This is a genomic window from Pseudomonas sp. MM227, from assembly GCF_947090715.1.
GTDB classification, from domain to species: domain Bacteria; phylum Pseudomonadota; class Gammaproteobacteria; order Pseudomonadales; family Pseudomonadaceae; genus Aquipseudomonas; species Aquipseudomonas baltica.
In genome coordinates this window covers 2068641-2095222 of the sequence record NZ_OX352319.1, presented here as the reverse complement: position 1 = coordinate 2095222, position 26582 = coordinate 2068641, and the positions used below count along the sequence as shown (strand labels likewise).

The following is a 26582-nucleotide window of genomic DNA, read 5'->3' as shown; positions in this document are numbered from 1 at the left end:
CTGCTTAGATCTTGCCAACCAGGTCCAGCGACGGAGCCAGGGTGGCCTCGCCTTCTTTCCACTTGGCTGGGCAGACTTCGCCTGGGTGAGCAGCGACGTACTGGGCCGCTTTGACCTTGCGCAGCAGTTCGGATGCATCACGGCCTACACCGCCGTCGTTCAGCTCGACGATCTTGATCTGGCCTTCCGGGTTGATCACGAAAGTGCCACGGTCAGCGATGCCGTCGGCCTCGATCAGCACGTCGAAGTTCTTCGAAATGGTGTGCGTCGGGTCACCGATCAGCGGGTACTGGATCTTGCCGATGGTGTCCGAGGTGTCGTGCCAGGCTTTGTGGGTGAAGTGGGTGTCGGTCGACACACCATAGATTTCCACGCCCAGTTGCTTGAAGGCTTCGTAGTTGTCGGCCAGGTCGCCCAGTTCGGTTGGGCAAACGAAGGTGAAGTCGGCTGGGTAGAAGAATACGACAGACCACTTGCCTTTCAGATCGGCGTCGCTGACCGGCACGAAAGCGCCATTGTGGTAAGCGGTAGCGTTGAATGGCTTGACTTGGCTGTTGATGATCGGCATCGGTGACTCTCCTTCAGGGGGTTGAAATCATGTTTGAATTCGATAGGCAGCATCCTAGACACATGCTTGACCGATAGCTCATTGGCAAACTGGATGCTGTCGATTGGTTTTGCCTATCGAAGCTACCCATAATAAAGAAGAAATATGAACACAGGGCAATGACACTGCTTTTTGTCGACTTTTCGCACAGTCGCACCCACGCACTCCCTACAGCCATGCCTGTGACCCGGCGGATAGCATGAGGCCCGCTTCCGCAGATGAGATCAACCAGGTGACTATCAAAACCATTGTGGCCGACGACCACTCGGCCGTTCGACTTGGGCTGCGCATTGCGCTGGAGCGCGCCCCGCGCGCGCGTTTCAGCGTGGTCGGCGAGGCCGAAAACGCCAACCGAGTGCTCGAATCGCTGCAGCAGCATGCCTGCGATCTGCTGATCACCGACTACCGCATGCCTCAGCTCGAGGGTGGCGACGGCCTGGCGCTGCTGCGCCAGGTGCGTCTGCGCTACCCGCGCCTGCCGGTGTTGGTGCTGACCACGCTGGACAATCCCATGGTGCTGCGGGCTATCCTCGACAGCGGCGCCCGAGGGCTCTATGACAAGCAGGAGTGCCTGAGCCATCTGAGCACGGCGGCCCACAGCCTGATGCGCGGCAACCACTACCTCAGTGCACGCTTCACCCGACGCCTGGCCGAATATGAAGTGGAACACCGGGGCGCCCATGAACGCCTGTCGGCGCGCGAGCTGGAAGTGCTGAGGTTACTGGTGGGCGGCATGAGCGGACGCGACGTCGCTGCACGTCTGCAGCGCAGCGAAAAAACCATCAGCCGGCAAAAGCGCTGCGCCATGGAAAAACTGGGTATCAGCCATGACGCCGCACTGCAGGAATACGCTGCCGTGGTCGGCCTGCCGGACTGACCGGCAGGCCGCAGGCTCAGGCGTCCACTGGAGTGCGCATGGTGACGAATTCCTCGGCAGCGGTGGGATGCACGCCGATGGTTTCGTCGAAGACCTGCTTGGTCGCGCCCGCCTTGAGCGCAATCGCCAGGCCCTGGACGATCTCGCCGGCATCAGGGCCAACCATGTGGCAACCCAGCACCTTGTCGGTGTCGGCATCGACCACCAGCTTCATCAGGGTGCGCTCCTGGCTATGGGTCAGGCTCAGTTGCATGGGTCGGAAACGGCTCTCGAAGATCTGGACCGAATGCCCCTGCTCGCGCGCCTCTTCCTCGGTCAAGCCCACGGTGCCGATGTTCGGCAGGCTGAACACTGCAGTGGGGATGTGCTTGTAGTCCACCGGGCGATACTGCTCAGGCTTGAACAGGCGACGCGCCACGGCCATGCCCTCGGCCAACGCTACCGGGGTCAGTTGCACACGGCCAATAACATCGCCCAGCGCCAGGATCGAGGGCTCTGTGGTCTGGAACTGCTCGTCGACCTGGATGAACCCCTTGTCGTCCAACTGCACGCCGGTATTTTCCAACCCCAGGTTATCCAGCATCGGCCGGCGCCCGGTCGCATAGAACACGCAGTCCGCCGCCAGCTCGCGACCGTCCTTGAGCGTGACCTTGAGGCTGCCGTCGTCGAGCTTGTCGATGCGGGCAATATCGGAATTGAACTGCAGGTTCATGCCGCGCTTGGTCAGCTCTTCGCTCAAGTGCTTGCGCACCGCACCGTCGAAGCCACGCAGGAACATCTCGCCGCGGTAGAGCAAGGTGGTTTCGCTGCCAAGGCCATTGAAGATCCCGGCGAATTCGACGGCGATGTAACCGCCACCAACCACGATGACGCGCTTGGGCAGTTGCTCGAGGAAAAACGCCTCGTTCGAGGTGATGGCATGCTCACGACCCGGCACATCGGGAATCTGCGGCCAGCCACCGGTGGCAATCAGGATGTGCTCGGCGCTGAAGCGCTGGCCATCCACTTCGACCGTGTGCGCGTCCACCAGACGTGCATGACCTTCCAGCAGTTTCACGCCGCTGTTGATCAGCAGGTTGCGATAGATGCCGTTGAGCCGTTCGATCTCCTTGTTCTTGTTGGCAATCAAGGTTGGCCAATCGAACGAAGGCTTCTCCAGGCTCCAGCCAAAACCGCTGGCGTGGTCGAAGTCGTCGGCGAAGTGGGCGCCATACACCAGCAACTTCTTCGGCACGCAGCCGACATTGACGCAGGTGCCGCCCAGGTAGCGGCTTTCAGCCACTGCCACTTTCGCGCCGAACCCTGCGGCGAAGCGCGCCGCGCGCACGCCGCCGGAACCGGCGCCAATCACGAATAAATCGAAGTCATAGCTCATGTTGCTCTCCTGGCACCTGCACGGCCCGCACGCGAGCCGTAGCCATAAACAAGAACGCCGCTGTCCAGAGGGCAGCGGCGTCGATCATGCTAACCGATTGGGCGTCAGATGAACGCTTTGCCGGTCTTGTAGAAATTTTCGAAGCAGAAGTTGGTGGCGTCGATGTAGCCTTCGGCGCCGCCGCAGTCGAAACGCTCGCCCTTGAACTTGTAGGCCAGCACGCAACCGTTCTGCGCCTGCTTCATCAGGGCATCGGTGATCTGGATCTCGCCACTCTTGCCTGGCTCGGTCTGTTCGATGAGGTCGAAGATGTCCGGTGTCAGGATGTAGCGGCCGATGATGGCCAGGTTCGACGGCGCATCTTCAGGCTTTGGCTTTTCAACCATGCTGGTCACGCGAAATATATCTTCACGGATCATGTCGCCGGCGATCACACCGTACTTGTGGGTTTCCTGCGGGTCGACTTCCTGAATGGCCACGATCGAGCAGCGGAACTGGTTGTACAGCTTGACCATCTGCTGCAGCACACCGTCGCCGTCCAGATTCACGCACATATCGTCCGCCAGCACGACGGCGAACGCTTCGTCGCCGATCAGCGGGCGACCGCTGAGAATGGCGTGGCCCAGGCCTTTCATCTGCACCTGGCGGGTGTAGGAGAAGGTGCACTGGTCGATCAGCTTGCGAATGCCGACCAGGTACTTTTCCTTTTCGGTGCCCTTGATCTGGGTTTCCAGCTCGTAGCTGATGTCGAAGTGGTCTTCGATCGCGCGCTTGCCGCGCCCGGTGACGATGGAAATCTGGCTCAGGCCAGCTTCCAGAGCCTCTTCGACGCCGTACTGGATCAGCGGCTTGTTGACGATCGGCAGCATTTCCTTGGGCATTGCTTTGGTCGCAGGCAGGAAGCGAGTACCGTAGCCGGCCGCTGGAAACAAGCATTTCTTGATCATGTGAGTCCTTACAGAAGAGCAATGCTGACGAGTTACGGCACAGTCGGGTTCAGGCGTCGACTACCTAACAATGCCTGCCGCTGGCCAACCGATTGGTTGATAGAGAAATCCTGATGCAGATAGTTCCACTGCAAGGTAAATATTGCTACACCGGTCGAGCAACGGAAAATTTCCTTGCACAACTACCCTTGCCGCCTGGCAGTGTATAGCATTGCGCCACCGCATAGCGGCCCCCTTGTCTACCTGAAGAATCCCGCCCCATGAGCACCCTCCTGCGCACCACCCTGGCCTCCCTTGCCGTGCTTGCCGTTTCGGCCTGCGCAAGCACTTCGCCCACCATTCTCAAGAACGGCCAACAAGGCTTGAACATCGATTGCTCGGGTCAAGCCATGTCCTGGGACAAGTGCGACGAACAAGCCCGCCTGGAGTGCCCTGCCGGCTATCAGACGGTCGCCACGCAAGGTGTACCGCGGCGTACCGGCGAGGTCGGGCTGGCAGATGCCGACCTGGGCAACTACCAGACCCGCAGCCTGGTGGTGGTGTGCAAGTAGAGACGGCTCAGCCGGAAATGCATTTCTCGGCCGCCTGACGCACATCAGCCGGTCGCAGCGGCACGTTCGACAGACGTTCGTGCACCTTGATGCTGCTGCCGCCGGAACGATCGTCGACGATCAGCACGGCGGCTGGATCCTTGGAGAGTTTCTGCGGAACGATGATCCGATAGCCGTCATGCTTCTGCTCGATCACGGAGGGCCCGCGACTGTCGCTCAGCTGGGCGACCACGCAGGTGGAATACTCCTTGGGGGTCTTGCCGGAAATCACGCTCATGGTCTCTGGGCTTTTCTCGATGTCCGTCACGGTGGCACAACCACCGAGCAATACCACTGCCGTCAACCAGGCCCACTTCATGATGCATCTCCGTCATTAAATACCCTGTGACCGCAAGGTCATGAATTTGCTCCATGCATCGGTAGAATTTATCCGTGCCGCGGCGCGCATGATATCGTTGCGCTTTTGCGCGCACCTGTAACTCGCGCACCGGCAACAGTGGAGAGCCCATGAAATTCGTTCACCAGCGCGAGCACCTCAATGAAGATGACCTGGTCGTCATCGAGTGCTCCCAGCTCTGCAACATCCGCCTGATGAGCGATGCCAATTTCCGCAGCTTCAAGAACGGTGGACGACACACCTACCACGGCGGCGCGTTCGATACCTTCCCGGCCAAGATCAGCGCGCCGAGCACAGGCTTCTGGAACATCACCATCGACACTGCGGGCACCAAGCTGTCCAGTGTGGCGCGCAAGAGCAGCTTCACCCACAAGATCAAGATCGTGCGCCGCACGGCTTCGAAATTCACCTGATACAGGGGCGCCCATGATCAAGTATGTGATCCGCTACAACCTCGACGGCCAACGCCGCTGGGACTTCGCCCACCTGGCCACCGGCTCGCTGGAAGAGGCCCAGGCTGCCCTGGTCGCCTTGCACGGCGACGCTGCGGCGAGCATCAGCGACATTCACGTCAGCAAGGCCCTCTGAGTCCAATCCGCGGCGCGCCCTTCGCGGGCAGAGCCCGCTCCCACAAGGTGATCGCGAATTCTGTGGGAGCGGGCTCTGCCCGCGAAAAGGTCACCCTGGTTCCGCAGGCACTCCGCGGTACGGCCTTCGCGGGCGATGACCGCTCCTATAGGGGTGACAGGTACCTCGGGGCATATGCATTCTGGTTCTGTGCATATACTCAAACATCACTTTTACGTCTATTTACAAACTGTTATCTTCCGTCGGCTCTGTCGAGAGCCCGCGACCGTGCGCGTGCTTTTCTGATGATGCGACAAGACAGCCTGAGAACAGGATCACCATGTACGTTTATGACGAGTACGATCAACGGATCATCGAGGACCGCGTCAAGCAGTTCCGAGATCAGACCCGCCGCTACCTGGCTGGCGAACTGAGCGAAGAAGAGTTTCGCCCGCTACGCCTGCAGAACGGCCTCTACATCCAGCGTTTTGCCCCGATGCTGCGCGTCGCCGTGCCCTATGGCCAGCTGACATCGCGGCAGACGCGCATGATGGCCAAGATCGCTCGCGACTTCGACAAGGGCTACGCGCACATCAGCACGCGACAGAACGTGCAGTTCAACTGGCCGGCCGTGGAAGATATTCCCGACATCCTGGCCGAACTGGCCACCGTGCAGATGCATGCGATCCAGACCAGCGGTAACTGCCTGCGCAACGTCACCACCGACCAGTTCGCCGGCGTGGCCGCCGATGAAGTGATCGACCCGCGCCCGTGGTGCGAGATCGTTCGCCAGTGGACCACGTTCCACCCGGAATTCGCCTACCTGCCGCGCAAGTTCAAGATTGCCGTGAATGGTGCAAGCACCGACCGCGCCGCCATCGAAGTGCATGACATTGGCCTGGAGCCGGTGCACAACGACGCTGGCGAGCTGGGCTTCCGCGTACTGGTCGGTGGCGGCCTGGGCCGGACGCCGGTAGTGGGCGCGTTCATCAACGAGTTCCTGCCTTGGCAGGACCTGCTCAGCTACCTCGATGCCATCCTGCGCGTCTACAACCGCTATGGCCGTCGCGACAACAAGTACAAGGCTCGGATCAAGATTCTGGTCAAGGCCCTGACGCCGGAAGTGTTCGCCCAGAAAGTCGATGCCGAGATGCAGCACTTGCGCGGCGGCAGCACCACACTGACCGAGGCCGAACTGCACCGCGTGGCCAAGCACTTCGTCGACCCGGAGTACAAGGCCCTGCCCGACTTCGCCGCCGACCTGGCGCAACTGGATGCCGAGCATCCGGGTTTCGCCCGCTGGCGCTCGCGCAATACCCTGGCCCACAAAAAGCCGGGCTATGTGGCCGTGACCCTGTCGCTCAAGCCCACCGGCGTCGCACCCGGCGACCTGACCGACAAGCAACTCGACGCCGTCGCCGATCTGGCCGACAAGTACAGCTTCGGCCAGCTGCGCACCTCTCACGAGCAGAACATCATTCTGGCCGACGTCGAACAGGCGCAGCTGTTCAGCCTCTGGAACGAGTTGCGCGAAGGCGGTTTCGCCACCCCGAACATCGGCCTGCTGACTGACATCATCTGCTGCCCGGGCGGTGATTTCTGCTCCCTGGCCAACGCCAAGTCGATTCCGATCGCCGAATCCATCCAGCGCCGTTTCGACGACCTGGACTACCTGTTCGACATCGGCGAACTGGACCTCAATATTTCCGGTTGCATGAACGCCTGCGGTCACCACCACGTCGGCCACATCGGCATCCTTGGCGTGGACAAGAAAGGTGAGGAGTTCTACCAGGTGTCCCTGGGTGGCAGCGCCAGCCGCGACGCCAGCCTGGGCAAGATCCTCGGCCCTTCGTTCGCCCAGGACGCCATGCCGGATGTCATCTCCAAGCTGATCGACGTGTACGTGGAAAAACGCACCGAAGACGAGCGTTTCATCGATACCTACCAGCGGATCGGCATCGACCCCTTCAAGGAGCGCGTCTATGCAGCGAATCATTAAGAACAACGAAGTCGTCGACGAAACCTGGCACCTGCTGCCCAAGGACACCTCGTTCGACGGCATCAGCAACTGTGACGACCTGATCGTGCCCCTCTCGCTGTGGCGCGAGCACGGTCCGGCGCTCAAGGCTCGGGACGGTGGGCTGGGCGTCTGGCTGGACAGCGACGAAGAAGCCGAGGAAATCGGTGAACAGGCCAACGAGTTCCAGGTCATCGCCCTGAACTTCCCGGCCTTCACTGACGGCCGCAACTACTCCAATGCGCGCCTGCTGCGCGATCGCTATGGCTTCAAGGGCGAACTACGCGCCATTGGCGACGTGCTCCGCGACCAATTGTTCTACCTGCACCGCTGCGGGTTCGATGCCTTCGCCTTGCGCGCCGACAAAGACCCGTACGAAGCCCTGGAAAGCCTCAAGGATTTCTCCGTGAGCTACCAGGCGGCCACCGACGAACCGCTGCCGCTGTTCCGTCGCCGCTGAACCCTGGTTGCAGGCCGTAGCCGCCGCGCCACTGCTGGCGCGGCGGTCACAAACTTGCACGCCGCCGCTCGATCCCTCCTAAGAACCGACCAACGCTGCCCGGGTCAGCGCTCGATGGAGCGCGTCCAGCGCCTTTCGACGGGCCTGATCGATGGCCCCGTAGAGATCCAGCGTGGCTTGTTCGGTCAGCACCACTTTCGCCGCCTCCCCCTGCTCGCCCTGCCATACCACGCCGGGCGCCAAGGTTTTCAGCTGCTCAAGCAACGGCGGCAGCCCGGATAGCTCTGTGGTGAATGCAGCGTTGGCATCCAGGGCTTCTTCGAAATGGTTGATCACCTCGGCCCAGAAGTCCGCAAGCGCTGACATACGCTCCGGGTACACCTTGCGCAGGTACAGCTGCCAGAAAGGCTGATCCACCAGCCAGTCGGTCAATCCGCTGTCGGTAGCGCGCTCCAGCACGGCGCGTACCACATGCTCGACAGTGGCCGAAGCGATCTGCTCGGTGTAGAGCATCTCGGGTTGCGCGCGCAGCCCCAGGCGTGACTGCGCCAACCCGCGCAAGCGCAAGCGAATCTCCACCTCGTCCGGCACGGCGGCCTGCAGTTCCGCCTCGGTGATATCGTCGAACGGCAACAACGCCGGCGCAGGATCGCCAGCCAGCAAGGCCTCGCGCCGTTGCAGGCGCGCCTGGGCGATGCCCACGGCGTATTCGTCCACCAACGCCGCCTTGTACAACTGGCGACTCAAGGCCAGCAACGGCTTGAACATCGCCGCCCCACCATCGATGGCGCTGGACGCCGCCTGCCAGGCCAGGACCCGGGTTTCGAAGGCGTCTATCACCACGCTGATGCCATCGCCGCAGGTGTTCTCGGTCAAGGTCGCCTGATCGAACAGCTGCTGACGCAGGTCCACCACACCCAGCCCATCACCAGCGCCCCCTGCACCGGCGGCACCAGTGCCTCCATGATCGCCCACATGCGCTGCTTGTAGGCCAGGGAGTGTCTGGCGTAGCCCGCCGTGCGCGAGACTTGATCCATTACCCGATAGAAAGCCGCCGCCCCCTCACTGCTGCGATCCGCCGCGATGCGCTGCGCAAGGCCCGCTTCGCAGCCTTCCAGCCAGCGCTGGTCGACCACCGGGCGGCCTGCTGCGCCAGCACCGCCCATCCAGCGTCGACGCGGGAACACACCGGCCCGACTCAGGCGCTGATAGCTGGGTTCCGACAAGGGGTTGTTGTCCAGATTGAGCACCGGACGGCCGTGGTTGGCCAGGTTCAGGTTGATCTGCGCCATGGCGCTGTTTTCCAACACCGGCACGCGGACGATCTCGTTGCCGCTGAGGTTGGCAATTCTGATCACCTGAGGCACGCGATTGAAGACCTGCGTCAGCCCCGGCGGCCAGGTGCCGATGCCAGTCCCGCTCAACCCCAGATAGCGCAACGACAGCAGTCTGTCGAGCGTCGGCGGCAGCAGCAGCGGGTTGCCGTTCAGATCCAGGGTCTGCAGGCCAGACAAGCCAGCCAGCGCCATGCGTCGTGCCTCGCTCAAGCGAATATGGTTGCGCTGCAGGCGTAAGGTTTCCAGTTCCCGCAATTGCCCCAGGGCGGTACAGGCGGCATCGTCGAGGGTCAGCGCATTGCTCGACAGATCCAGCTCGCGCAGATGCGGAATTTGCCCGAGCGCCTGCAGTGCTTCAGCCGGCAGAGGGTTATCGACGACGCTGCCCTCGGCCAGGCGGATCGCGAAGCTGCGTCGCAAGCTGAGGTAGCGCAGCGCGGTCTGGGTGGGGTGGCTGATCAATGCATCGAACATCTGTGGCGCGGGAGCCAGCAGGTTTTCGTCGAAGTCCAGGGTCATCAGCCTGGCCATCGAGCGCACCTGCCCCGGAATGGCTGTCAGCCGGTTGTTCGACAGGTTCAGGCTGAACAGATTGGGAAACACCGACAGGAAGAACGAGGGATCGCCTTGCAACCCCATGGCGCTCATGCGCAAGTGCCGCACATGGCTGAGGTCGGCCACCAGCAATGGCAGATCACCCAGGCGCTGCCCGCCAAGGTCCAGAATCGTGGTTTCCCTGCGCCAGGCGCTGATGATATCGCGAGCAGCGTTGTCCCTGTTCACGTCCACCGGCGCGCGCCGGCGCCAATCCTTGAGTTCCCGGCGCAATACCTGAAATTCCTGCTCCAGGCGCTGCAAGGCCATCTCGAACGACTCATCGGGCCGTACCATCGATTCACGCAGCACCTGCAGACTGGCTTGCGACAAACCCGAATACAGGTGCCGCAACCGGCGGTTCTGCCTCCAGCCTGGTTGGCCACGCCCGCTGAGCGCGTAGCCGATGCCCTGCGAATGGCGTTCCGGTGATTTGAACCAAGGCTGTACCTGACGTTGCCCGAGCAGTCGCGACACGCGGCTGCGGTCGGCGCGAACCAGGCCACTCAAGCGCTGGCGCAGTGCCTCCCCTGCGCTGGGATTGAGGTCCAGGGCGCTGCGTTCGGCGTCGGGCAAGGCGCGGCAGATGGCGCTGTACAGATCCATCCACCCGCCCAGTTCCTGGTCGCGCTGGTCATAGGCGCGGTAGCGGCCCTCACTGGCCACGATGTACTTGAGCTCGGTATCGACTCCGAGGCCCGCTGCCGCGGTGACGTCGCCGGCCTGGCCGCCGTCGCGCAACTCCAGGCGCACCCGGCCCGTCCATCCCGGCAGGCTGGGCAACAGGCCGATCACCACCTTGTCGCGGTCCGCAGAGCCACCGCTGTCGAGGATCAGCGCGCTGCAGGCCTGGCTCGAACGCCACCGCGCCAACCGCGCGCGCGCCTGCTCGGCCACACGCAGCGGCAGCCGTCCAGCTTCGAGGATACGCGTACGCTCGGCAGCGCTGACCGACGCGCCGATCTCATTGGCGATTCGCACCGGCAGGCCCGGAAAATCGCGACGCAGTATTCCAGCCTCGCGGCTGGCAGCAGGCTGCTGGCGCTCGATCAGCGAGGCCAACAGCTGCTTGCCCTGCTCATCGAGCATACCCTGGCCGCTGGGCCCCATGCGCGCGGCCAGGTCCTGATGGGCCCGGTAGCGAATGACACCCTCGTGCAGGGCCGCCGGCAGTGGCTCCTGGTCGACGTGCAGGCGACGCAACCGGTCCAGGGGTACGCCATGGATCTCGGCCAGGGTCAGCAGGTCGTCGTCGCCGATGCGCTCGGTCATGGGACCGAAGCGGCGCATCAACCCGGCGCCGCGCCATTGCAACGGCTGCTCCAGAGAGTGCTGCCAGGCGCCTGCGCCATTGTGCTGGACGCTGGGGCGATAGGCCGTCGAGCCTGTGGGATGAATCACATGGCCCCGAGCCTGATCGGCAGTGAGTTGCACCTCGAAAAAGTGATCGTCGAGCCGGATGAAGGTCTTGCCCAGGTGGCGGTAGACGCCTTGGTCGTCGGCCGCGATAGCGACAGGCAAATCGACTGCCCGGTAGCCCTGCAGATCCGGGTGCAGCAGGCGTTGGCGACCGTCGGCCAGCCGCACCTGCTGCATCTCGTCGACCACGCCGTCCGCGCGATAGGTCGTGCCGAAATCGGCGGCCACGCCGTGGGCAACGACGGCCAGTGCCAGGTTGCCGACGATGCCCTTGAAGTGTCCGAACGCTTCGTCCGTGCGGCCATCCTCCCAGGCCTCGATGCCGTGGTAGACCTCACCGACCAGCTGTTGCGCGATCACCGGCACCATCACCTCGCCCAGCGCCGGGATGCACAGTGCGGCCAGGTTCAACAGCGACACCCCCTCCTCCAGCCAACCGCTCCAGCGCGCCTGACGCTGATCGGCGTCGATCCGATCGGTAGGCACCGCCAGGCACCTGGCTTCGGCCTTGAGCCAGGCCACATGGCGCTCATGCAGATGGGCAAACAGCTCGCCGCGCACCGACACCTCGACGATATCCAGCTTGGGCCGCGCATTGACCACGGCGATCTTGCGCCCGTTGTCACCGTCCTCGGTGCGCCAGAGCCGACGTTGCAGGCGCGCCTGGAACTCGGCGCGTTCGGTCTGCGCCACCCGCGCAAGCAACCGGCGAACGGAGTCGGGCTTGAGTAGCTCCACAGCCAGCGCCTGGATGAACTCGGCCGTCGATGCGTATTGCTTCAGGGGTGCCCGAGCATCGCCCGGCATCCATACCAGACAAGGCATGGGCGCAGTCGCCTGGCCCACTCCGCGCGCCGGCCCGATCACCAGCACATCGTGCAGCGCCGACCCGAGCAGGCTCAGCCGAGAGAACTGTACCGTGCCGGTACCCCAGCGCTCGACGCGGCCGGCGACCACACTTTCGACCACCTTGAAGCCCTGCTCGTCGATGTCCCCCTTCATCCGCGCGACATGGGCCAGCACCCGCAGCTGGGCCCTGCGGGTCGCATTGACTGCGGCAGCGACCTGGGCACGGGTGGCGGTGGCTTCGAACACCTCGCTCAAGTGCGCCTGGTACAGACGCCCCAGGTCCAACTGGCGGACCAGGGTGGCGAACTGTCCGGCGTCGATCGGCAGCGGGTTGTCGATGCGGTATTCAAAGCGGCTGGTGAACGGCCCGAGCGGGAACGGACCGCTCTTTTTCACGCTGCCCGAGGGTGCCAGCGTGGTGCGCGGATGAAAATCCGGGTCTGCCACGAAGTTGCCCAGCGCTGCCATGATCAGGGGTTCGGCTTGAGGCACATGGTCGTTATCCAGACCCAGCAGGTGCTCGCGCGTCTGGATACGGATGAAGTCCGTGGCATGGACATCCAAGGTTGCGCCGAAGCGCATACGCATGGCCTCGGCGAGGATCGGTTCGGCGAACGCGACCACGCTGCGAAACCCGGCCAGGGCCAGGCTCAGCTTCGAGCGGCAACGCTGGCGCTCGGCCTGGGCTGATATCAAAGCGTCACGATACTCGCTCGAAGCGCGGGCGAACCAAGGCAGTGGGCCGGTCGAGCTGAATTGCTCGGACACCAGCGCTTGCTGCAACTGGTTCATCTGCGTCGTGCCGATGGCGGCGGCCCATGCGGGGGTGCGCTCACGAATGAACGCATCATGGCGACCTGGAAGGGGAATCTCGGTGCTGGACATGCTTGGCTTTCCTGGTTTCGAAGAACGCCCAGCAAAACAGAGCCGACAAGGGCGGCTGCGGTAGCCATGCACCACAGCCGCCGGGGCTTGCCTATTGCGTCATGGCCTCCTGCGTCAGCGCACGCAGGACTGTCATTTCCGCGGCCTGGCGCTCCACCTGCAAGCTGACCAGCTCCTGGTCAAAACCGTCGTCATAGTCACGCGCCTGCAGCTGCGCCAGGCGCACCTGCCACGGTGCCTGGGCGGCGTCCAGGCGAGCCCGGTGCTCGCGTCGCAGGTAATCGAGCCAGTAGTCCTGGCTCATGTGCCACTCCAACAGGGCTGCATCGCTCTCCTCTTGCAGCACCTGGCCGGCCACCGCATCGAGCTGGGCCAACGTCACCGGTTCGATGGCCCCGAACAGCATGCCATGGGGCTGGTTCAACAGACCCAGCCGCGTGGCCAGGCCAATCCGATAGGCCAGCAGCACCTCGACCTCTTCCATTTCGTCCGCGTCGATATCGCGGGCCGCCGCGCGCGCCCGCACATCGGCGCGGGCCAGGCTGTCGACGCGATCCAGGCGGTACAGGCTGCGCGACAACCCAAGCAGCTGAGCACTGCGTTGCGGCCCATCGAGCGCGGGGTCGGCTGCGCGGACGTACATCTGTTGTTGTTCCAGGTCGGCAAACAGCGCCATCACCTGATCACCGCAAGTGTCCGGGCGCTGGGCGATGGCGAACAATTGCTCGCGCAGCGAGCTCGACGCAGCTGCCGCGTCGATCACTTTCCAGGCCCGCTCGGCCAGGTTGGCGGGGACCAGACGGTAGTCTGCGGTATCGCTGAGCCTGCCCAGCAGCTGCATGAAGCGCCGGCTGCCCGGCATCGCACGCAGCCTGGCCAGTCGCGCCGCAGCCTCGCCGTCGGCCGCTTGCGCCAGTATCTGCAGGTAGTCGAAGACCACGCCCACAGCCTGCAGGCGGCTAACTGCAACGGCGCTCAAGTGGGCGAAAGAAAGACCCAGAGGGCGTGGCACTTGTGGCTCGCCTCGGAAGAACGCCAGCGTGTGCAGCTCGGGCACCTCGACGATGGGGTTGTCGTCCAGCTCGACCCAGCGCAGGCGCAGCGGTTGACGGTCCATCAGGCCGGTCAAGCCAACAGGCCACTGCTGCAGCTGACAGTCGCGCAGCCGCAGCCCGCCTATGCCCTGTAGCAGGCTCAGGTCCAGGTGCGGGCCCACCGGATTCCCCGACAGGTCCAGGTAGTCCAGCGTTTGCAGGCTGCCCAGCGCCTGCATGGCCCGGGGCGTCAGGGTCATGCCGTTGCGGCCCACCCACAGGCTTTCCAGGTTGGGCAGCCTGGCAAGAATGGGCAGGTGCTCGGCCATCGCCTGGCCATCGGTGTTGTCCAGGGCCAGGTAGCGCAACGAGGACAGGCTGGCCAGGCGCTGCACGGCGGTCGGGGGAATCTGCATGGGGTTGTCGCGCAGCACCAGTGCGTGCAGGCCAGGCAGTGTGGCCACCTCATCGAACATCGTTGGCGAGGCCTGCAGGCGGTTGTCGTCGAGCGCGATCATCTGCAGTTCGTTCAGCGCCGTGACACCGGGCGGGATCCGCGTCAGGTAATTGCTTTGCAACTCCAGGTGTTCCAGTTGGGTGAACATTTCCAGAAACCCGGGCGTCAGCTCGGTCAGGCCGCACTGTTCCAGCGACAGGTAGCGAACCCGGGAAAAGTCGCCTTCCAGCACCGGCAGCGCACCAATGCGCAACTCCGAGAGATCGAGCACTTGCGACATTTCACCGGCACCGTCCTCGGCCAGGGGTGCCTCGCCGCGCCAGGAAGCCATGATGCGCTGCCGCGCCAGCTCGCGATCTGCGCTGGCGACCGCAACGGGTTGCCCATCGGCACCTGGCGTGGTGGTGCTTTCCTGGGCCCAGTGGGCCAGGGAGGCATCCAGCCGCCGCCCTTCGTCGAAGCGTGCCTGCTGGCGAGCGGCGCTGAGGGGACGCACAGGTTGCGCCAGTTCGTCCTGGCTGCCACCACGACCGCTGAGACGATAACCCCAGCGGTGCCCCGCGATGCGCTCGGGCGCCGTGAAGGCCTTGGGCCGGCGCTGGCCAATGAGCCGGGCGGCCCGCAGGCGATCCCCGGCTGCCAGGGCCAAGAGTTTCTGCGGCGAAACAGTGCGCTGTTGTTGCTCGCTCATGGCCGCCGTCAGGCCCTGGCGCAGCCTGGCGGTGCGTGCATCGCCGGCGCCAGTGAGGCCGAGGATGGCTCGATTGAGCTGCGCCTCCCACAGGCTCCAGCGTGCCTGGGTGGCCAAGCGCAGCGGAACGCGGGCAGCGGCAATCAGCTGTGCCCGTTCGCGGTCGTTGGCGCCGGCCGCTATCTCTTCGGCAACCACCTGCGGCAGGCGGGGAAAATCGCGAAGCAAGGCGGCCGCCGGATGCCCGACAGGTATCGCTGGTGCTGCTTCGCGCAAACGCGCCAGAGCGGCCGTACGCTCACTCGCGGGAAGCGCCAGCACGGCCCGTTCGGCGCGCAGGTCATCGGCGCACGCCTTGACCAGCGCCGGGAGCTTGCCGCCGCGACGATGCAGATCGCGCAACTGACGCCCGCTGATTCCGCTGACCTGGCGCACCCGTTGCAGCGCGGCATCATCCAGCCCGTCCAGCGCAGGGCCGAATCGACGCAGCGCCTGCACGGCAGTCCATTGCCCTGGATCTTCGTGGGCCACGCGCCAGGCGCCTTCACCGTTGTGGGTCAAGGCCAGGCGATACTCGACGTCGGCCGCAGGATGTTCGATGTACCACCTTGCGCTACTGGCCTCGAAGCTTTGTCGGTAGAACAGTCCATCGTGCTTGATGTAGTGGCTGCCCCCGTGCACGTATTGCCACTGCGCATCGGGCACCAGCGTCTGCGGAAGCTGCTCGCGGGCTGCGAACGCTTCCAGGGTGGTCGGCCACAGGCGGGTGCGTCCGGCGCGGTCGACGACCGGCAGCATGCCGGCCACGAACGGCGACCGCGCCAGGGCCGCGCCGCCTGCGACCGTGGCGCCCACCACAGCGAGATTGACCGCGACGGCGAAAAAATGAGCTGCCGCTTCTTCGGTCTGTCCGTGGGTCCAGTCGTCCATGCCGACGAACAGCTCGCCAAGCAGTTGAACGGTGCCGACGGCGGCCATCAACGCACCGAGGGCCGGCACCGACAAAGCGGCAACATTGAGCAGCGTCACGCCCTGCTGCAGGTAGTGCATCCAGCGCGCCTGCCGCTCGGCGGCGTCGATCTCGGCAGTCGGTACAACGAAGTAGCGCGCATCCGCCGCGCGTTTGGCCAGCATGGCCTCGTGCAGCAGCGGCACCAAAGCCTGGGCACTGGTGGTGCGGCGCAGACCGATATCGGCGTCCGGATCATCCAGTGGACCCTGTGCAATGCCCCACTCGACACGTTGCGGACGCAACGTGTTGTTCAGCCTGAGAAAGAACTCGCGGCGGTCGGGCTCGGCCACGAACCCCGCAAACCAGCCCTGGAAGGCACCGTCACGCAACTTCGCACGCAGGTCGGCACTGAACGCGTCGAAGCTGGGGTACTGCTTGAAGGCACCATCGCCAGCACCAGGCATATAGACGATGCACGGTGCACTGGATTGCGTGCTGGTCTGGATGGACACCACACCGTGCAACGTCGTGCCGCTGTGCACCCAAGTGACCAAACCGCGCAGATCGCACAATATCACTGGCTGACCCTGCCACTTCACCTCACCCGGCGTATCTGCCAGCAGCTGCTGCACCACGCTGCAGGCTTGCGCATCGAGCTGGCCGCGCAGCAACGCCTGCTGCGCCTGCACGGCCAGTTCGCTGCGTATATTGGCGCGAAATGCACCCGTGACCCATTGGCTTCTGAGCGCCGTGGGCTTGAACACCTCATCGAAGCGTTGCTGGTAGGCACGGCCCAGATCCAGGTCGCGGCACAGCCGGGCGAACTGGTGAGGTTGTACCGCGATCGTGTCCTTGGCCTGATAGTGCCAACCGTAGCTCCAGCGCAGGCCGTGCTCTTCGAGCCGCAATTGCAGGGCATCGGGTTGCAGCAGCAGCGTGCCGCCGGTGAAGTGGCCGGGGCTGGCTTCGTCTTCACTGAAATTGGCCATGGCCGCTTCCAGCAACGTACGCCGCCGCACACTGAGCGGTCGGCCGAGAATCGCCGAGCCACGGTCGAATTCGACCCATTCGGCGCGAGTGACATCGACAGCGCCCGCTGCACCGAAGGCAGCGTCGAACGCCGATTGCAGACGGGAGCCGACGAACTCGGCCGGACCGACGAAATCTTTCGCCAGATACTGCGCAGTCGCCTGGCTCGCGCGGTTCTGGCGCAAGGCTTTCTCGTAGGCGCGAATGGCCACTGGCTCGGCCTTTCGCAACCAGTCCGGGACATGCTTGGCGATGACAGGGTAATGGGCGGGGGTGTCGCTGACATGCAGCGCGGGTGCTGGGGTAACCAAGAGCAAGCTCCAATCCGGGTAATCCACGGCGACATGCCGCAGATGGCCTAGTGGAGCAAGGCGCCCGAAGCGCCCGGTGTTACATAACGCTGGACGTTACCAGAAACGCTGCTGGCTGAGCTTCTCCCAGGCCTTGCCGGCCAGGTGCTCGACCGAGCCGCTGGCTGCCAGCCCTACGCGCTCCTGCAGGCTCTTGGCCTTGGCGTAATGAAGATGGAACACCTCGGCTTGCCTGGCGCGTTCGGCCAGGTATTCGTCGCTGGTCTTGAGCTCGTCGACCAGCTGCTTGTCGAGCGCCGCCACGCCGAGCCAGACCTCGCCGGTCGCCACATCGTCGATCGACAACTGCGGGCGATAGTGGGCGACGAAACTCTTGAACAGCTTGTGGGTGACGTCGAGGTCTTCCTGGAATTTCTCCCGGCCCTTCTCGGTATTCTCGCCGAACACGGTCAAGGTGCGCTTGTACTCGCCGGCGGTGAGCACTTCGAAATCGATATCGTGCTTCTTCAACAGCTTGTTGACGTTGGGCAACTGCGCGACCACGCCGATGGACCCGAGGATGGCGAACGGCGCGCTGATGATCTTCTCGCCGATGCAGGCCATCATGTAGCCGCCGCTGGCGGCAACCTTGTCGATGCACACGGTCAACGGCACACCGGCCTGGCGGATGCGCGCCAGTTGCGAGGACGCCAGGCCGTAGCTGTGGACCATGCCGCCGCCGCTTTCCAGGCGCAGCACGACCTCGTCGTTGGGGGTGGCCAGGGTCAGCAGTGCGGTGATTTCATGACGCAGGTTTTCGGTGGCGGAAGCCTTGATGTCGCCATCGAAGTCCAGGACGAAGACCCGGTGCTTGCTGTCGGGCTTTTTCTTCTTGGCTTTCTTCTCGTTCTTCGCCTGTTCCTTGCGCAAGGCCTTGAGCTTGTCCTTGTCGAACAGACCGGCCTCGAGCCGTTCGCGCAGGCCCTTGTAGAAGTCATTGAGCTTGCTGACCTGCAACTGGCCGGCCGGTTTGCGCCGGCCCTTGGCGCGCAGCGACGCGATGGCGGCCAACACCACCAGGATGGCAACGACCAGGGTGACGGTGCGGATCAGAAACCCGGCGTAATCGGCGAAAAACTCCACGGTGACTCCTTACATGCATGACGCCCGCCAAGCCAGGGGGACGATGGAATGAGCCCAGCATACCGGGGGGCAAAGCCTTGGGCCAGCCGGGAAACGCTTGGCATCAAACGAGCCATTCAAACGCACGTATGATTATCCGTTGACAGGCGCCGATACCCCCCTAACCTCGCAGGACTTTCACTGCCCTATCGAGCCAGGCCGCCCAGGCCCTCGCGATCATTGCACACCTCCAACAAAAGGACCGCACCATGACCTCCGTAGCCGACGCCGTACACGCCATGAAAGCCAAGTTCAATCCAGAGGCCGCCAAAGGCCTGGACCTGGTATTCGGATTCAACATCACCGACGAAGACAAGCAGTACGCCCTGCTGGTGAAAGACGGTACATGCGAGCTGCAGGAAGGCGAAAACCCGGACGCCAACGTGACCCTGGTCATGGACAGCGAAACCCTCAAAGGCATCGTCAGCGGCGAAACCGATGGCATGCAGGCGTTCATGGGCGGCAAGCTGCGCGCCGAAGGCGACATGATGCTGGCCATGAAGCTGAGCGAACTGTTCCCGGTCTGATTGTTCCCGGTCCAGACCTGCGCTTCACCGCACCACCCCACCTGCCCCGACCACGCCTCGGGGCAGGTGCGTCTCAAGCCTCATCCGTATGTCTCCCCTCGCCACATATGTACAGCCATGGTACGCCTGCATCGCCCTAGCCTTGACCGCTCTCAGGCCGGCACCTGCCGCCTGTTCCTTCGATGGAGCGCATCATGGCCAATACCCTCCCCTGGTTTCACTCGCGTCAACTTGCCCAGTGCATGTCCCGCCACCTCACCCAGGCATTTGAAAGCGAACAACTGAGTGTCATCGAATACGACTGGCTGCGGGGCCTGCCAGATCGCCCCACCATTGCGCCGGACATGCAGGTCTGCCTGCTGGGCAATGCCGATCCCGGCGTGTTCTGCGGACTGCGCATCACGCGCACCGATCCGGACCTTGCGGCGGCCTACTATTACTCGCCACTCACAGGCATCCTGCCGTTCACCAGCAGCGCCGCCCTGCGCGATGCCCTGTTGGCGCGGTTGCAGGCCGAAGCCGGGGCTCGGCCGACCAGCACGCGCGAGCCGAAATGGGTGTCAGTGACCCAATCACCGTTCAAGCGCTGGATGAAAGCGATCATTCTGGCGCAAGCGCGGCGCCTGAAAGCGATCGACCGTACCTGGCATCAGTTGCCGCTGCTCGGCGATATCCTCGACCGCGACCTCACCGCAGCGCTGCGCACTGCGATGCCTGCCAGCGACCCGATCATCCCGCGCAGTCACAAAGTGCATCGTCTCGACCGCCAGACCCAGGCAGTGGTCAACGTGCAGCGCCTGCTCGACACCGCTCTGGACCTGCTCGCCGACTCATCGCAACCCGACTGCGAACATCGTTTCCTCGGCGTCTATGGACAGACGTTGAGTGACGCCGATGCGCTTTGCTACCGCAGTACGCTGATGGCCACCAACTCACGATTGGCGAAAAACTACAGCGCTGCGCTGGCCGACTTCTGGCGCGCCAACCCCGACAACGAGCGCGGCAGCCTGCGCGATGGCCTGGGTCGGAGCCTGCAGACTGCCTACCTGAGTGCAGTGCTGGAGGCGCAAAGCCATCTGCATGCGAGCAACGCGCAACTGGAGCTGCTGAAATCGGTGGCGACATCGCCAGCGCCTGCCGGTTTGCGCCTGGAAACCCTTCGGTTCAACGCCGACCAGGCGCTGAACGACGAGCCCGTGGCCTGGCCAGGCACGCTGATCATCAGCGACGCCGACCAGGCCAGCCTCGGCTACTACATCTTCAGCACGGACCAGGGTCTGTCGCATTGTGCCGACCTGCAGGCGCTGGGTGACTACCTGCAAGGGCTGGTCGCCGGGGCGAGCGACAGCCTGCGGCTGATCAAAGGCGATCGAGCATTGTTCAACGCGATGATTCGGCCTGTACCCCAGCGCCTGGCGCTGACCGGGCAAGCGTTCCAGACCCTGGCCGACGGCTTGATCGACTTGCAACGGCGCCGGGTGCAGGAGGTGTTCGGCAACACGTCAGCCCTGCGCCCTTCTCCGCTGCTGGCGGTGGCCGAAGCGTTGGATCTGCGCAAGCTGGCACACCCTCGGCTGCACTGGCTCAGTGGCGAGCGGCCGATCACCGCCTTGGCCCTGCAGGCAGTCGAGCCTTCCACGAATCAGGCCAAGAGCAACTGGCTGCTGCAGATCGAGACCCTGCGCAGCTGGCAGCGATCGACCATGCACTGCGTCTCCCCGGTCAAAGACGGTGTGCGCCTGTTGTTCGCACCCGGCCTGCTGGCGATGCAGTCACCGCTACCGGCCGACGAGTTGCGTCTCCACATTGATGGAGCACCGGAGTTGGCGGCTATCGGGCTGGTCGACTACTTTCTGGAGCGGACCAGCGGCGCCATCATCGCGCCACTGACCTCGGCGGATCGAGTGCTGAACCTGGCAGGCATCGAGCTCAACTGGCCAGACGTCGAGCATATAGAACAACTCGTGCTGGCCTGCAGTCCGGCACTGACGAAAACCTACCGCGGCCTGGTGCGCCGGCAGATGTCCGCACCGCAACCACCTTGCCTGGGTGCCTATGACTTGCCAGGTCAACGGCGGGCATTGCGTGAACTCGGCCTGCGCACCAGCCTGGCCGTCGCCCGGCGTGAGGGCAGCATCGACGAGACACTGCTGCAACTGCTCGCCACTGCACTCGACTATCCCACGGCCCGTTTGCGCAATGCTGCCGACACCGACGTGCATGCCATCTATTTGCGGGTGCCTTCAGAAACGAACACCATCCCGCTGGCCGACATGTTCGTGCTGCACTGCCATTCAAAGCCTGCAAGCCCGGTATTGATGTGGTCCGGCGACCACGGGCTGTTCGCCTTCGACTCGCTGCAGCAACTGAAGAAAACCGTGGCGGCTTCGGCCCGTCATCCGCACGCCCGTACCCGCTGGCTCAACGGCCTGGATCCGGCCTTGATCGCGACAGTCCTGGAACACTTCCAGGCCGCTCCCGTCTCCGGCATTCACGTGGAAACCCGTGCGCTGACCGGCGATTTCATTACCGAGCTCGATGCGCTGGAAAGCCATCGTCAACTGACCGGTCTGGGCGTCAACATGGCGCTGGCCGTCCAATGCGGGTTTTCCGCCACGCTGTTCCAGCGCAATGCAGACTACAGCCGCGCCGACAACATGCTCACCGTTGGCCTGGACCGTCTGGCCGTCGATGCGGCGAACGTGCAGCTTGCCGAGCTGCTGCCCCCCTGGATCCAGCGCGCGAGCGCCAGCCAACTCGCCCGCTACGCCGACATTCTCGGACGCTGCCTGGCAACCGCCAACAGGAAAAGCAATTATCTGGCGCAGATCCCCTTCATCGACGATTTCTCGCGAGACCGTCTGCGCGCCTCCATGGCCAAGGTCTGGCCAGAAGGCCCCAGTGATCCTGATCGGGTCGTGATCAAGCTGACCGACACCAGCGGCGGCGGGGTTAGCATTGGCGGCATGCTCGGTACCGGTACGCTCGTCAGCCGGACCAAAACCCTGACCGAATGGGCGATCAGCCAATTCTCCGGGTCGGTGTCGAGCGAGATGCACATCAGCCTCGACCCGCCCTCGTTGATCATGGATGTACCGACGACGCACCAGGTGCGCGAGGTGGTCAAGGATGCGGATGTGGGTGGCGAGTACCGCAAGCTGCTGGCCGCCAAGCTGTCCAGGCAGTCCGGAGACTACCCCTTGCGCCGTTTGCTGTTCGTCAAGGCATTGCCGGCGCAGATGGTGCGCAACGCACTCGAACGGGAGATGCAGGGCAAGATCAGTACGACGGCGACCGACATGATCGCCCAGGTGGTAGAGATGCCAGACGGTGTCGCTCGCGAGCCCTTGAACGGTCAGCGGATCACCCTCGGGCCGCTGGGCTTGATCCCGGACGTGGGCATGAAAGCCGATATTGCCTGTGGCATGTACCTGATTGCGCCGGTGCAACCCGACCGTGGGCCGGTCGTGCTCTACACCTGCTATGGCGAGTCGGAGACCATTCGCGAGTACGCATCGCGCGCGCAGCTGCTGGAGCAGATCAAAACCAACACCGCGCTTCAGGCACAGATCCTGAGCCGACTGCCTGAAGACGTTCATTCACGCTATGAGCACTCGGGGTTCACCGAGCCCCATATCCCCTGGACCACCGAAGTCAACGACGGTCAGCGACTGGGCAAACCGCCAGCCATCGTCCTGCTCGATCAACCAGAACAGGGCAACGCTCTGTACTATCTGTTCGAAGACAATCTCCAGCTCATCCAACTGCTGGCTCGCCAGCAGACCATGTCCTCGGGAGAAGCGAGCTGGAATGCTTTCTGTCACATCGTGAAACTGGGCATCGAGCAAGGTGCGATGATTCTGCCCAGCGTCGTCGGGTCCCTGGTGGCGCTCTATCAGTCGCAACAGCTGCTCAACGATTCGGTCAAGGCGATGGGACGCAGGCGCTGGGGTGAGGCCCTGGCCGACTTCATTGCCGCCCTGGCTTCGGTGGTCGGCGCGCGCCGTGGCGCCGAGCATTTCAAGCGCGAGATCCAGGCCGCCGAAAATGCCGAACACGCACCCAGGGCGCTGGTGGCAGGCCGGCGCTTCGGCGGCCTGAGTGCGGCACTGGCCGCATTGGAAGCCAACGATGTGGCATTGAACAGGCTCCACTACGACGCCTTGCTCAACATGTATGAAACCGCCGACCTCGCGCACCGCTATGCCGTGGTCGATGGCCGGGTGATGGAGGTCAACCGCGCCGAGCAAGGTTGGTACATCGTCAGCAAAGGACGTGAAGGGCCAACCATCACCCTGGATGGCCAGCAGAAGTGGCACGCCGATCTCGAGATCGCGCGGATGGGGGCCGGGTATTCGTTGATGGACAACTACGACACCTGGATCACCGACATCAACATTCCCGACGTATTCATCACCTTGGCCGAAGGTACCGATCAGATCCGCCAGCGCTACCCTCGTCATCACCAGATGATCGTGCGCGCCCATGCCCATGCGGTCGATTGCCTGCGCAATGCGCTGCAAAATCTCAACCAGAAATCCCCCCACGTACCGCTGCCGGCACAGACCCTGGAGATTCTGACCGACGTGTTCGAAGTGGACGTCACGCCGGCCATGCTGCAACGTCTGCGCAGCAGCTGTGTGCAGTTGCTCGACGCACTGACCAGCGATGCACTGGACCCACACTCCTCGCCCCGCTATTGGGACGGGCTCAATGAGGAGGGCCACGAGGGCAACCACGCCTTTGTCTGGGAGGGCGATCCGCAGCAACGCATATTCCTGACGGAAAAATTCTTCGATCTGCCGATCGAGACCATGATGTATTCCAGTCATGAACGCACCCAGGCGCAGTTGTACGCGCACCATCAGGCCGCATCGCTGCTGCACGAGCTCAGCCATCAGGTGCTCAAGACCGTGGACCTGGCCTACCTCGACACCTTTCTGCCGCTGCACCAGCATTATGATGACCTGGGCGGCATGTATGGGCAGGCGCAGGTGTATGCGCGCAGCTTGCTCAAGATTCGCCAGGAAGGGTTGTCCTTGAGTACGCCGGTTGCAAAACTGTTCACTCGCCCGGGTTCCAGTGGTCGACGCGATTTTCGTCCCAGCGACGGGCGTCAGCGCAAAACGGTCCTGCAATTGACAGGCAAGACCCACCTTGCCGATGCCCGCGTGGCCTTCCGGACCGACCCCGAGGTGCGTTCGAAGCTGATTCTGGCCAATGCCGATTCAGTCACACTGCTGGTTTTCCGCCTGGGGCAGGAGGTGTTCACGCCGCCTTCTTCCTGAAGATTTGTTCAGCTTCCATTCGGCGCAAAGATCAAGCACCCTGTTTAATAATGAGTATCATTATGTTACAAGTTAGCATCCTAATTACTCGTTGAACGGTGCTAAGTGCTGGTTCCATTCTTGATCATGCTGCGCGAAGGGATTGAAGCCGCGCTCATCGTTGGCATCATCGCCAGCTACCTGAAACAGACTGGTCGCGGTCAATGGATGCCAGCGGTCTGGATCGGCGTCTTCCTCGCAGCGGCCCTGGCCCTGCTGGTGGGCGGCGGCCTTGAGTTGATGAGCGCGGAATTCCCGCAGAAGCAACAGGAATTGTTCGAAGCGCTCATCGGCCTGGTGGCCGTGGTCATCCTCACCTCCATGGTGTTCTGGATGCGCAAGGTCGCCCGCTCGGTGAAGCACTCGCTGCAGGCAGCCCTGGACCAAGCCCTGACTGGCTCTCGCCACCAGGTCGCCGCGCTGATCGCCATGGTGTTCTTCGCAGTCGCCCGCGAAGGCCTGGAAACCGTATTTTTCCTGCTCGCCGTGTTCCAGCAGAGCGAAGGTCCCGGTGCGCCCATCGGCGCCCTGCTCGGCCTGCTGCTGGCAGTGGCCATCGGCTTTGCCATCTATTCGGGCAGCATGCGCCTGAACCTGTCGCTGTTCTTTCGCTGGACCGGCTTGTTCATTCTGGTGGTCGCGGCGGGCATTCTCGCCAACTCGGTCATGGCCCTGCATGAAGCAGGGGTCTGGAACAGCTTGCAGAGCGTGGTCTTCGACATCAGCGCCACCCTGCCCATGGACGGTCCGATCGGATCGGTACTGGCCGGCATGTTCGGCTATCAGGACGCACCGACGATCAGCACCCTGGGTGCATACCTGATCTATCTGGTGGTGGCCCTGGTGGCGTTCTTCATGCCCCATGCCGCGCCGGCGCAGGTCAACTCCTCCCCCGCCACTCATCAGTAAGGCTTCCATGTCCAACCCAGTCAATGGCGCCCCGCCGCGCCTGATGCGTGTGGCGCTCGCCGCGTCGGTGGTCGTGATGATCGCCGCCGGCGGCCTGTTCTACTACGCGTCGCAAGTCGCTTCGAGCAAACGTCAGGCCAGCGCCCAGAACGAGATCGTGGTGAACATCCATCCGCACAACTGCGAGCCGGCCGCGCTCACCGTGGCCGCGGGGCGCAACAGCTTTCGCATCGTCAACCGCTCCGAGCGGGCGGTGGAATGGGAAATCCTCGATGGCGTGCTGGTGGTCGAAGAACGCGAGAACATCGCACCCGGCCTGAGCCAGGTGATCAACGCCAACCTGCAGCCGGGGGATTATCAGATCACCTGCGGCCTGCTCAGCAATCCGCGCGGCACCTTGAAGGTCACGCCTACGGCCGAGTCCGATGCTGCAGCCAAGGCGCGGCCGTCGATGGTGGCCTTCGTCGGCCCTCTATCGGAATACCGGGTGTACCTGGCAACCCAGGGCAGCGCCCTGATTCGCGCCGTGGACGCCTTGAACCAGGCCATTGTCGCCGGTGATCTGGCGCAGGCACGCAGCTTGTACGCCCCGGCACGAGCCGCCTATCAACGTATCGCGCCCGCCGCGCAACGCCTGGCCGAACTGGACAATGCCATCAATGCCCGCGCCGACTACTACGAGAAGCGCGAACAGGATACGGCTTTCGGTGGTTTCCACCGCTTGGAGTACGGCCTGTTCCAGCAGAACAGCGTGGAGGGTCTGGTGCCGGTGGCGCAGAAACTGGCCAGCGATGTCACTGAACTGAGGCGCCAGCTGCTGGCGCAGCCATTGCCTCCCGAACAACTGGTGAGCATCGTTGCGCGCAACCTGCACGGGTTGGCGGACATTCGTAGCCAGGGTGAAGAGGAGCGCTACAGCCACACCGACCTGAATGGCTTCGCGGCCAATCTGGAGGGTGCGCGCAAGGTGGTCGACCTGCTGCGTCCACTGTTGACGAAGTCCGCGGCCGAGCTGCTGCCGCGTATCGACGAGGCGGCGGATGAGTTGGCCATGCAGTTGGCGAGTCTGCGCAGCGGCGACGGCTATCAGAGCTACGAGACGGTCAGCGCCGAGCAACGCCAGCAGATCGCTGCCCAGGCCAAGGCCCTGGCCGATGCCCTCGACGGCATTGACCCTGCGTTGGGCCTCTCCACCCTGTAGCCGCGTCGGCGGCACCTGCGGTGTAACTGGCTGACCGGGCTGAACCCGGACGCGGCTTGCACCGCTGCTACAGCGATTACGACAAGCCGCATTGGCAGTGC

At 63.6% G+C, this 26582-nt stretch carries 18 protein-coding genes; 10 read left to right on the top strand and 8 right to left on the bottom strand.

Annotated features, from left to right (window positions below):
• Positions 1 to 4: 4 nt before the first annotated feature.
• Positions 5 to 568, bottom strand: a complete 564-nt coding sequence (ahpC, locus tag ONG87_RS09455; protein WP_122476891.1) for an alkyl hydroperoxide reductase subunit C — start codon at positions 566 to 568, stop codon at positions 5 to 7.
• Positions 569 to 839: 271 nt separating this feature from the next.
• Here ahpC and ONG87_RS09450 point away from each other — a divergent pair, with 271 nt between their 5' ends.
• A complete protein-coding gene (locus ONG87_RS09450) occupies positions 840 to 1484 on the top strand; it encodes a response regulator (protein WP_163007478.1) in 645 nt (214 codons plus the stop codon).
• A 16-nt stretch (positions 1485 to 1500) separates the two neighbouring features.
• On the opposite strand, the gene gorA is transcribed toward ONG87_RS09450, so the two are convergent.
• A complete protein-coding gene (gene gorA / locus ONG87_RS09445; RefSeq protein WP_264382744.1) occupies positions 1501 to 2859 on the bottom strand; it encodes a glutathione-disulfide reductase in 1359 nt (452 codons plus the stop codon).
• 104 nt (positions 2860 to 2963) lie between these two features.
• The gene (gene galU, locus ONG87_RS09440) at positions 2964 to 3806 is read right to left on the bottom strand and encodes a UTP--glucose-1-phosphate uridylyltransferase GalU (RefSeq protein WP_122476885.1); all 843 of its coding nucleotides are present in this window, start codon (positions 3804 to 3806) and stop codon (positions 2964 to 2966) included.
• Between the two features lie 260 nt (positions 3807 to 4066).
• Here galU and ONG87_RS09435 point away from each other — a divergent pair, with 260 nt between their 5' ends.
• Positions 4067 to 4357: a hypothetical protein gene (locus ONG87_RS09435; protein WP_240998717.1), complete on the top strand. Its 291-nt coding sequence runs from the start codon at positions 4067 to 4069 to the stop codon at positions 4355 to 4357.
• Between the two features lie 7 nt (positions 4358 to 4364).
• On the opposite strand, the gene ONG87_RS09430 is transcribed toward ONG87_RS09435, so the two are convergent.
• Entirely contained in the window at positions 4365 to 4715 is a 351-nt protein-coding gene (locus ONG87_RS09430; RefSeq protein ID WP_122476883.1) for a hypothetical protein, read from the bottom strand.
• A gap of 149 nt (positions 4716 to 4864) precedes the next feature.
• Here ONG87_RS09430 and ONG87_RS09425 point away from each other — a divergent pair, with 149 nt between their 5' ends.
• The 4 genes from ONG87_RS09425 to ONG87_RS09410 all read left to right on the top strand — a co-directional run bounded on the left by ONG87_RS09425 (position 4865) and on the right by ONG87_RS09410 (position 7798).
• Positions 4865 to 5167 carry a DUF1883 domain-containing protein gene (locus ONG87_RS09425; RefSeq protein ID WP_122476881.1) on the top strand — a complete coding sequence of 101 codons (303 nt, stop codon included), beginning with the start codon at positions 4865 to 4867 and terminating at the stop codon, positions 5165 to 5167.
• A 13-nt stretch (positions 5168 to 5180) separates the two neighbouring features.
• Positions 5181 to 5342 (top strand): hypothetical protein, encoded by a 162-nt coding sequence (locus ONG87_RS09420; RefSeq protein WP_185793466.1) that lies wholly within the window; start codon positions 5181 to 5183, stop codon positions 5340 to 5342.
• Between the two features lie 319 nt (positions 5343 to 5661).
• Positions 5662 to 7320 carry a nitrite/sulfite reductase gene (locus ONG87_RS09415; RefSeq protein ID WP_122476878.1) on the top strand — a complete coding sequence of 553 codons (1659 nt, stop codon included), beginning with the start codon at positions 5662 to 5664 and terminating at the stop codon, positions 7318 to 7320.
• Complete coding sequence (locus ONG87_RS09410) at positions 7304 to 7798, top strand: DUF934 domain-containing protein (protein ID WP_122476876.1); 495 nt, start codon at positions 7304 to 7306, stop codon at positions 7796 to 7798. The genes ONG87_RS09415 and ONG87_RS09410 overlap by 17 nt, the downstream gene beginning before the upstream one ends.
• Before the next feature lie 78 nt (positions 7799 to 7876).
• Here the strand turns inward: ONG87_RS09410 and ONG87_RS09405 are convergent, their stop codons facing one another.
• The 4 genes from ONG87_RS09405 to sohB all read right to left on the bottom strand — a co-directional run bounded on the left by ONG87_RS09405 (position 7877) and on the right by sohB (position 18478).
• On the bottom strand, positions 7877 to 8710 hold the full coding sequence (locus tag ONG87_RS09405; RefSeq protein ID WP_264382743.1) for an NEL domain-containing protein: 834 nt from the start codon (positions 8708 to 8710) through the stop codon (positions 7877 to 7879).
• Positions 8671 to 12882, bottom strand: coding sequence for a DUF6543 domain-containing protein (locus ONG87_RS09400; RefSeq protein WP_264382742.1), 4212 nt, complete (start codon positions 12880 to 12882; stop codon positions 8671 to 8673). The genes ONG87_RS09405 and ONG87_RS09400 overlap by 40 nt, the downstream gene beginning before the upstream one ends.
• Positions 12883 to 12973: 91 nt before the next feature.
• The gene (locus ONG87_RS09395; protein ID WP_264382741.1) at positions 12974 to 17356 is read right to left on the bottom strand and encodes an NEL-type E3 ubiquitin ligase domain-containing protein; all 4383 of its coding nucleotides are present in this window, start codon (positions 17354 to 17356) and stop codon (positions 12974 to 12976) included.
• A gap of 96 nt (positions 17357 to 17452) precedes the next feature.
• Positions 17453 to 18478 (bottom strand): protease SohB, encoded by a 1026-nt coding sequence (gene sohB, locus ONG87_RS09390; protein WP_122476871.1) that lies wholly within the window; start codon positions 18476 to 18478, stop codon positions 17453 to 17455.
• 248 nt (positions 18479 to 18726) lie between these two features.
• Here sohB and ONG87_RS09385 point away from each other — a divergent pair, with 248 nt between their 5' ends.
• The 4 genes from ONG87_RS09385 (at position 18727) to efeO (ending at position 26481) form a co-directional block, all read left to right on the top strand.
• Complete coding sequence (locus tag ONG87_RS09385) at positions 18727 to 19044, top strand: SCP2 sterol-binding domain-containing protein (RefSeq protein ID WP_185793470.1); 318 nt, start codon at positions 18727 to 18729, stop codon at positions 19042 to 19044.
• 194 nt (positions 19045 to 19238) lie between these two features.
• Positions 19239 to 24332, top strand: coding sequence for a DUF6543 domain-containing protein (locus tag ONG87_RS09380; RefSeq protein WP_264382740.1), 5094 nt, complete (start codon positions 19239 to 19241; stop codon positions 24330 to 24332).
• A gap of 105 nt (positions 24333 to 24437) precedes the next feature.
• The gene (efeU, locus tag ONG87_RS09375; RefSeq protein WP_122476866.1) at positions 24438 to 25280 is read left to right on the top strand and encodes an iron uptake transporter permease EfeU; all 843 of its coding nucleotides are present in this window, start codon (positions 24438 to 24440) and stop codon (positions 25278 to 25280) included.
• Between the two features lie 7 nt (positions 25281 to 25287).
• Entirely contained in the window at positions 25288 to 26481 is a 1194-nt protein-coding gene (gene efeO / locus ONG87_RS09370) for an iron uptake system protein EfeO (RefSeq protein ID WP_264382739.1), read from the top strand.
• Positions 26482 to 26582: the final 101 nt, after the last annotated feature.

Excerpts from the sequence above, each read along its gene's own strand:
- ONG87_RS09430 (WP_122476883.1), bottom strand. The coding sequence starts at position 4,715 with ATGAAGTGGGCCTGGTTGACGGCAGTGGTATTGCTCGGTGGTTGTGCC.
- galU (WP_122476885.1), bottom strand. The coding sequence starts at position 3,806 with ATGATCAAGAAATGCTTGTTTCCAGCGGCCGGCTACGGTACTCGCTTC.
- ONG87_RS09400 (WP_264382742.1), bottom strand. The coding sequence starts at position 12,882 with ATGTCCAGCACCGAGATTCCCCTTCCAGGTCGCCATGATGCGTTCATT.
- gorA (WP_264382744.1), bottom strand. The coding sequence starts at position 2,859 with ATGAGCTATGACTTCGATTTATTCGTGATTGGCGCCGGTTCCGGCGGC.
- ONG87_RS09420 (WP_185793466.1), top strand. The coding sequence starts at position 5,181 with ATGATCAAGTATGTGATCCGCTACAACCTCGACGGCCAACGCCGCTGG.
- efeO (WP_264382739.1), top strand. The coding sequence starts at position 25,288 with ATGTCCAACCCAGTCAATGGCGCCCCGCCGCGCCTGATGCGTGTGGCG.
- ONG87_RS09435 (WP_240998717.1), top strand. The coding sequence starts at position 4,067 with ATGAGCACCCTCCTGCGCACCACCCTGGCCTCCCTTGCCGTGCTTGCC.
- ahpC (WP_122476891.1), bottom strand. The coding sequence starts at position 568 with ATGCCGATCATCAACAGCCAAGTCAAGCCATTCAACGCTACCGCTTAC.
- ONG87_RS09410 (WP_122476876.1), top strand. The coding sequence starts at position 7,304 with ATGCAGCGAATCATTAAGAACAACGAAGTCGTCGACGAAACCTGGCAC.
- ONG87_RS09425 (WP_122476881.1), top strand. The coding sequence starts at position 4,865 with ATGAAATTCGTTCACCAGCGCGAGCACCTCAATGAAGATGACCTGGTC.
- ONG87_RS09380 (WP_264382740.1), top strand. The coding sequence starts at position 19,239 with ATGGCCAATACCCTCCCCTGGTTTCACTCGCGTCAACTTGCCCAGTGC.
- ONG87_RS09385 (WP_185793470.1), top strand. The coding sequence starts at position 18,727 with ATGACCTCCGTAGCCGACGCCGTACACGCCATGAAAGCCAAGTTCAAT.
- ONG87_RS09415 (WP_122476878.1), top strand. The coding sequence starts at position 5,662 with ATGTACGTTTATGACGAGTACGATCAACGGATCATCGAGGACCGCGTC.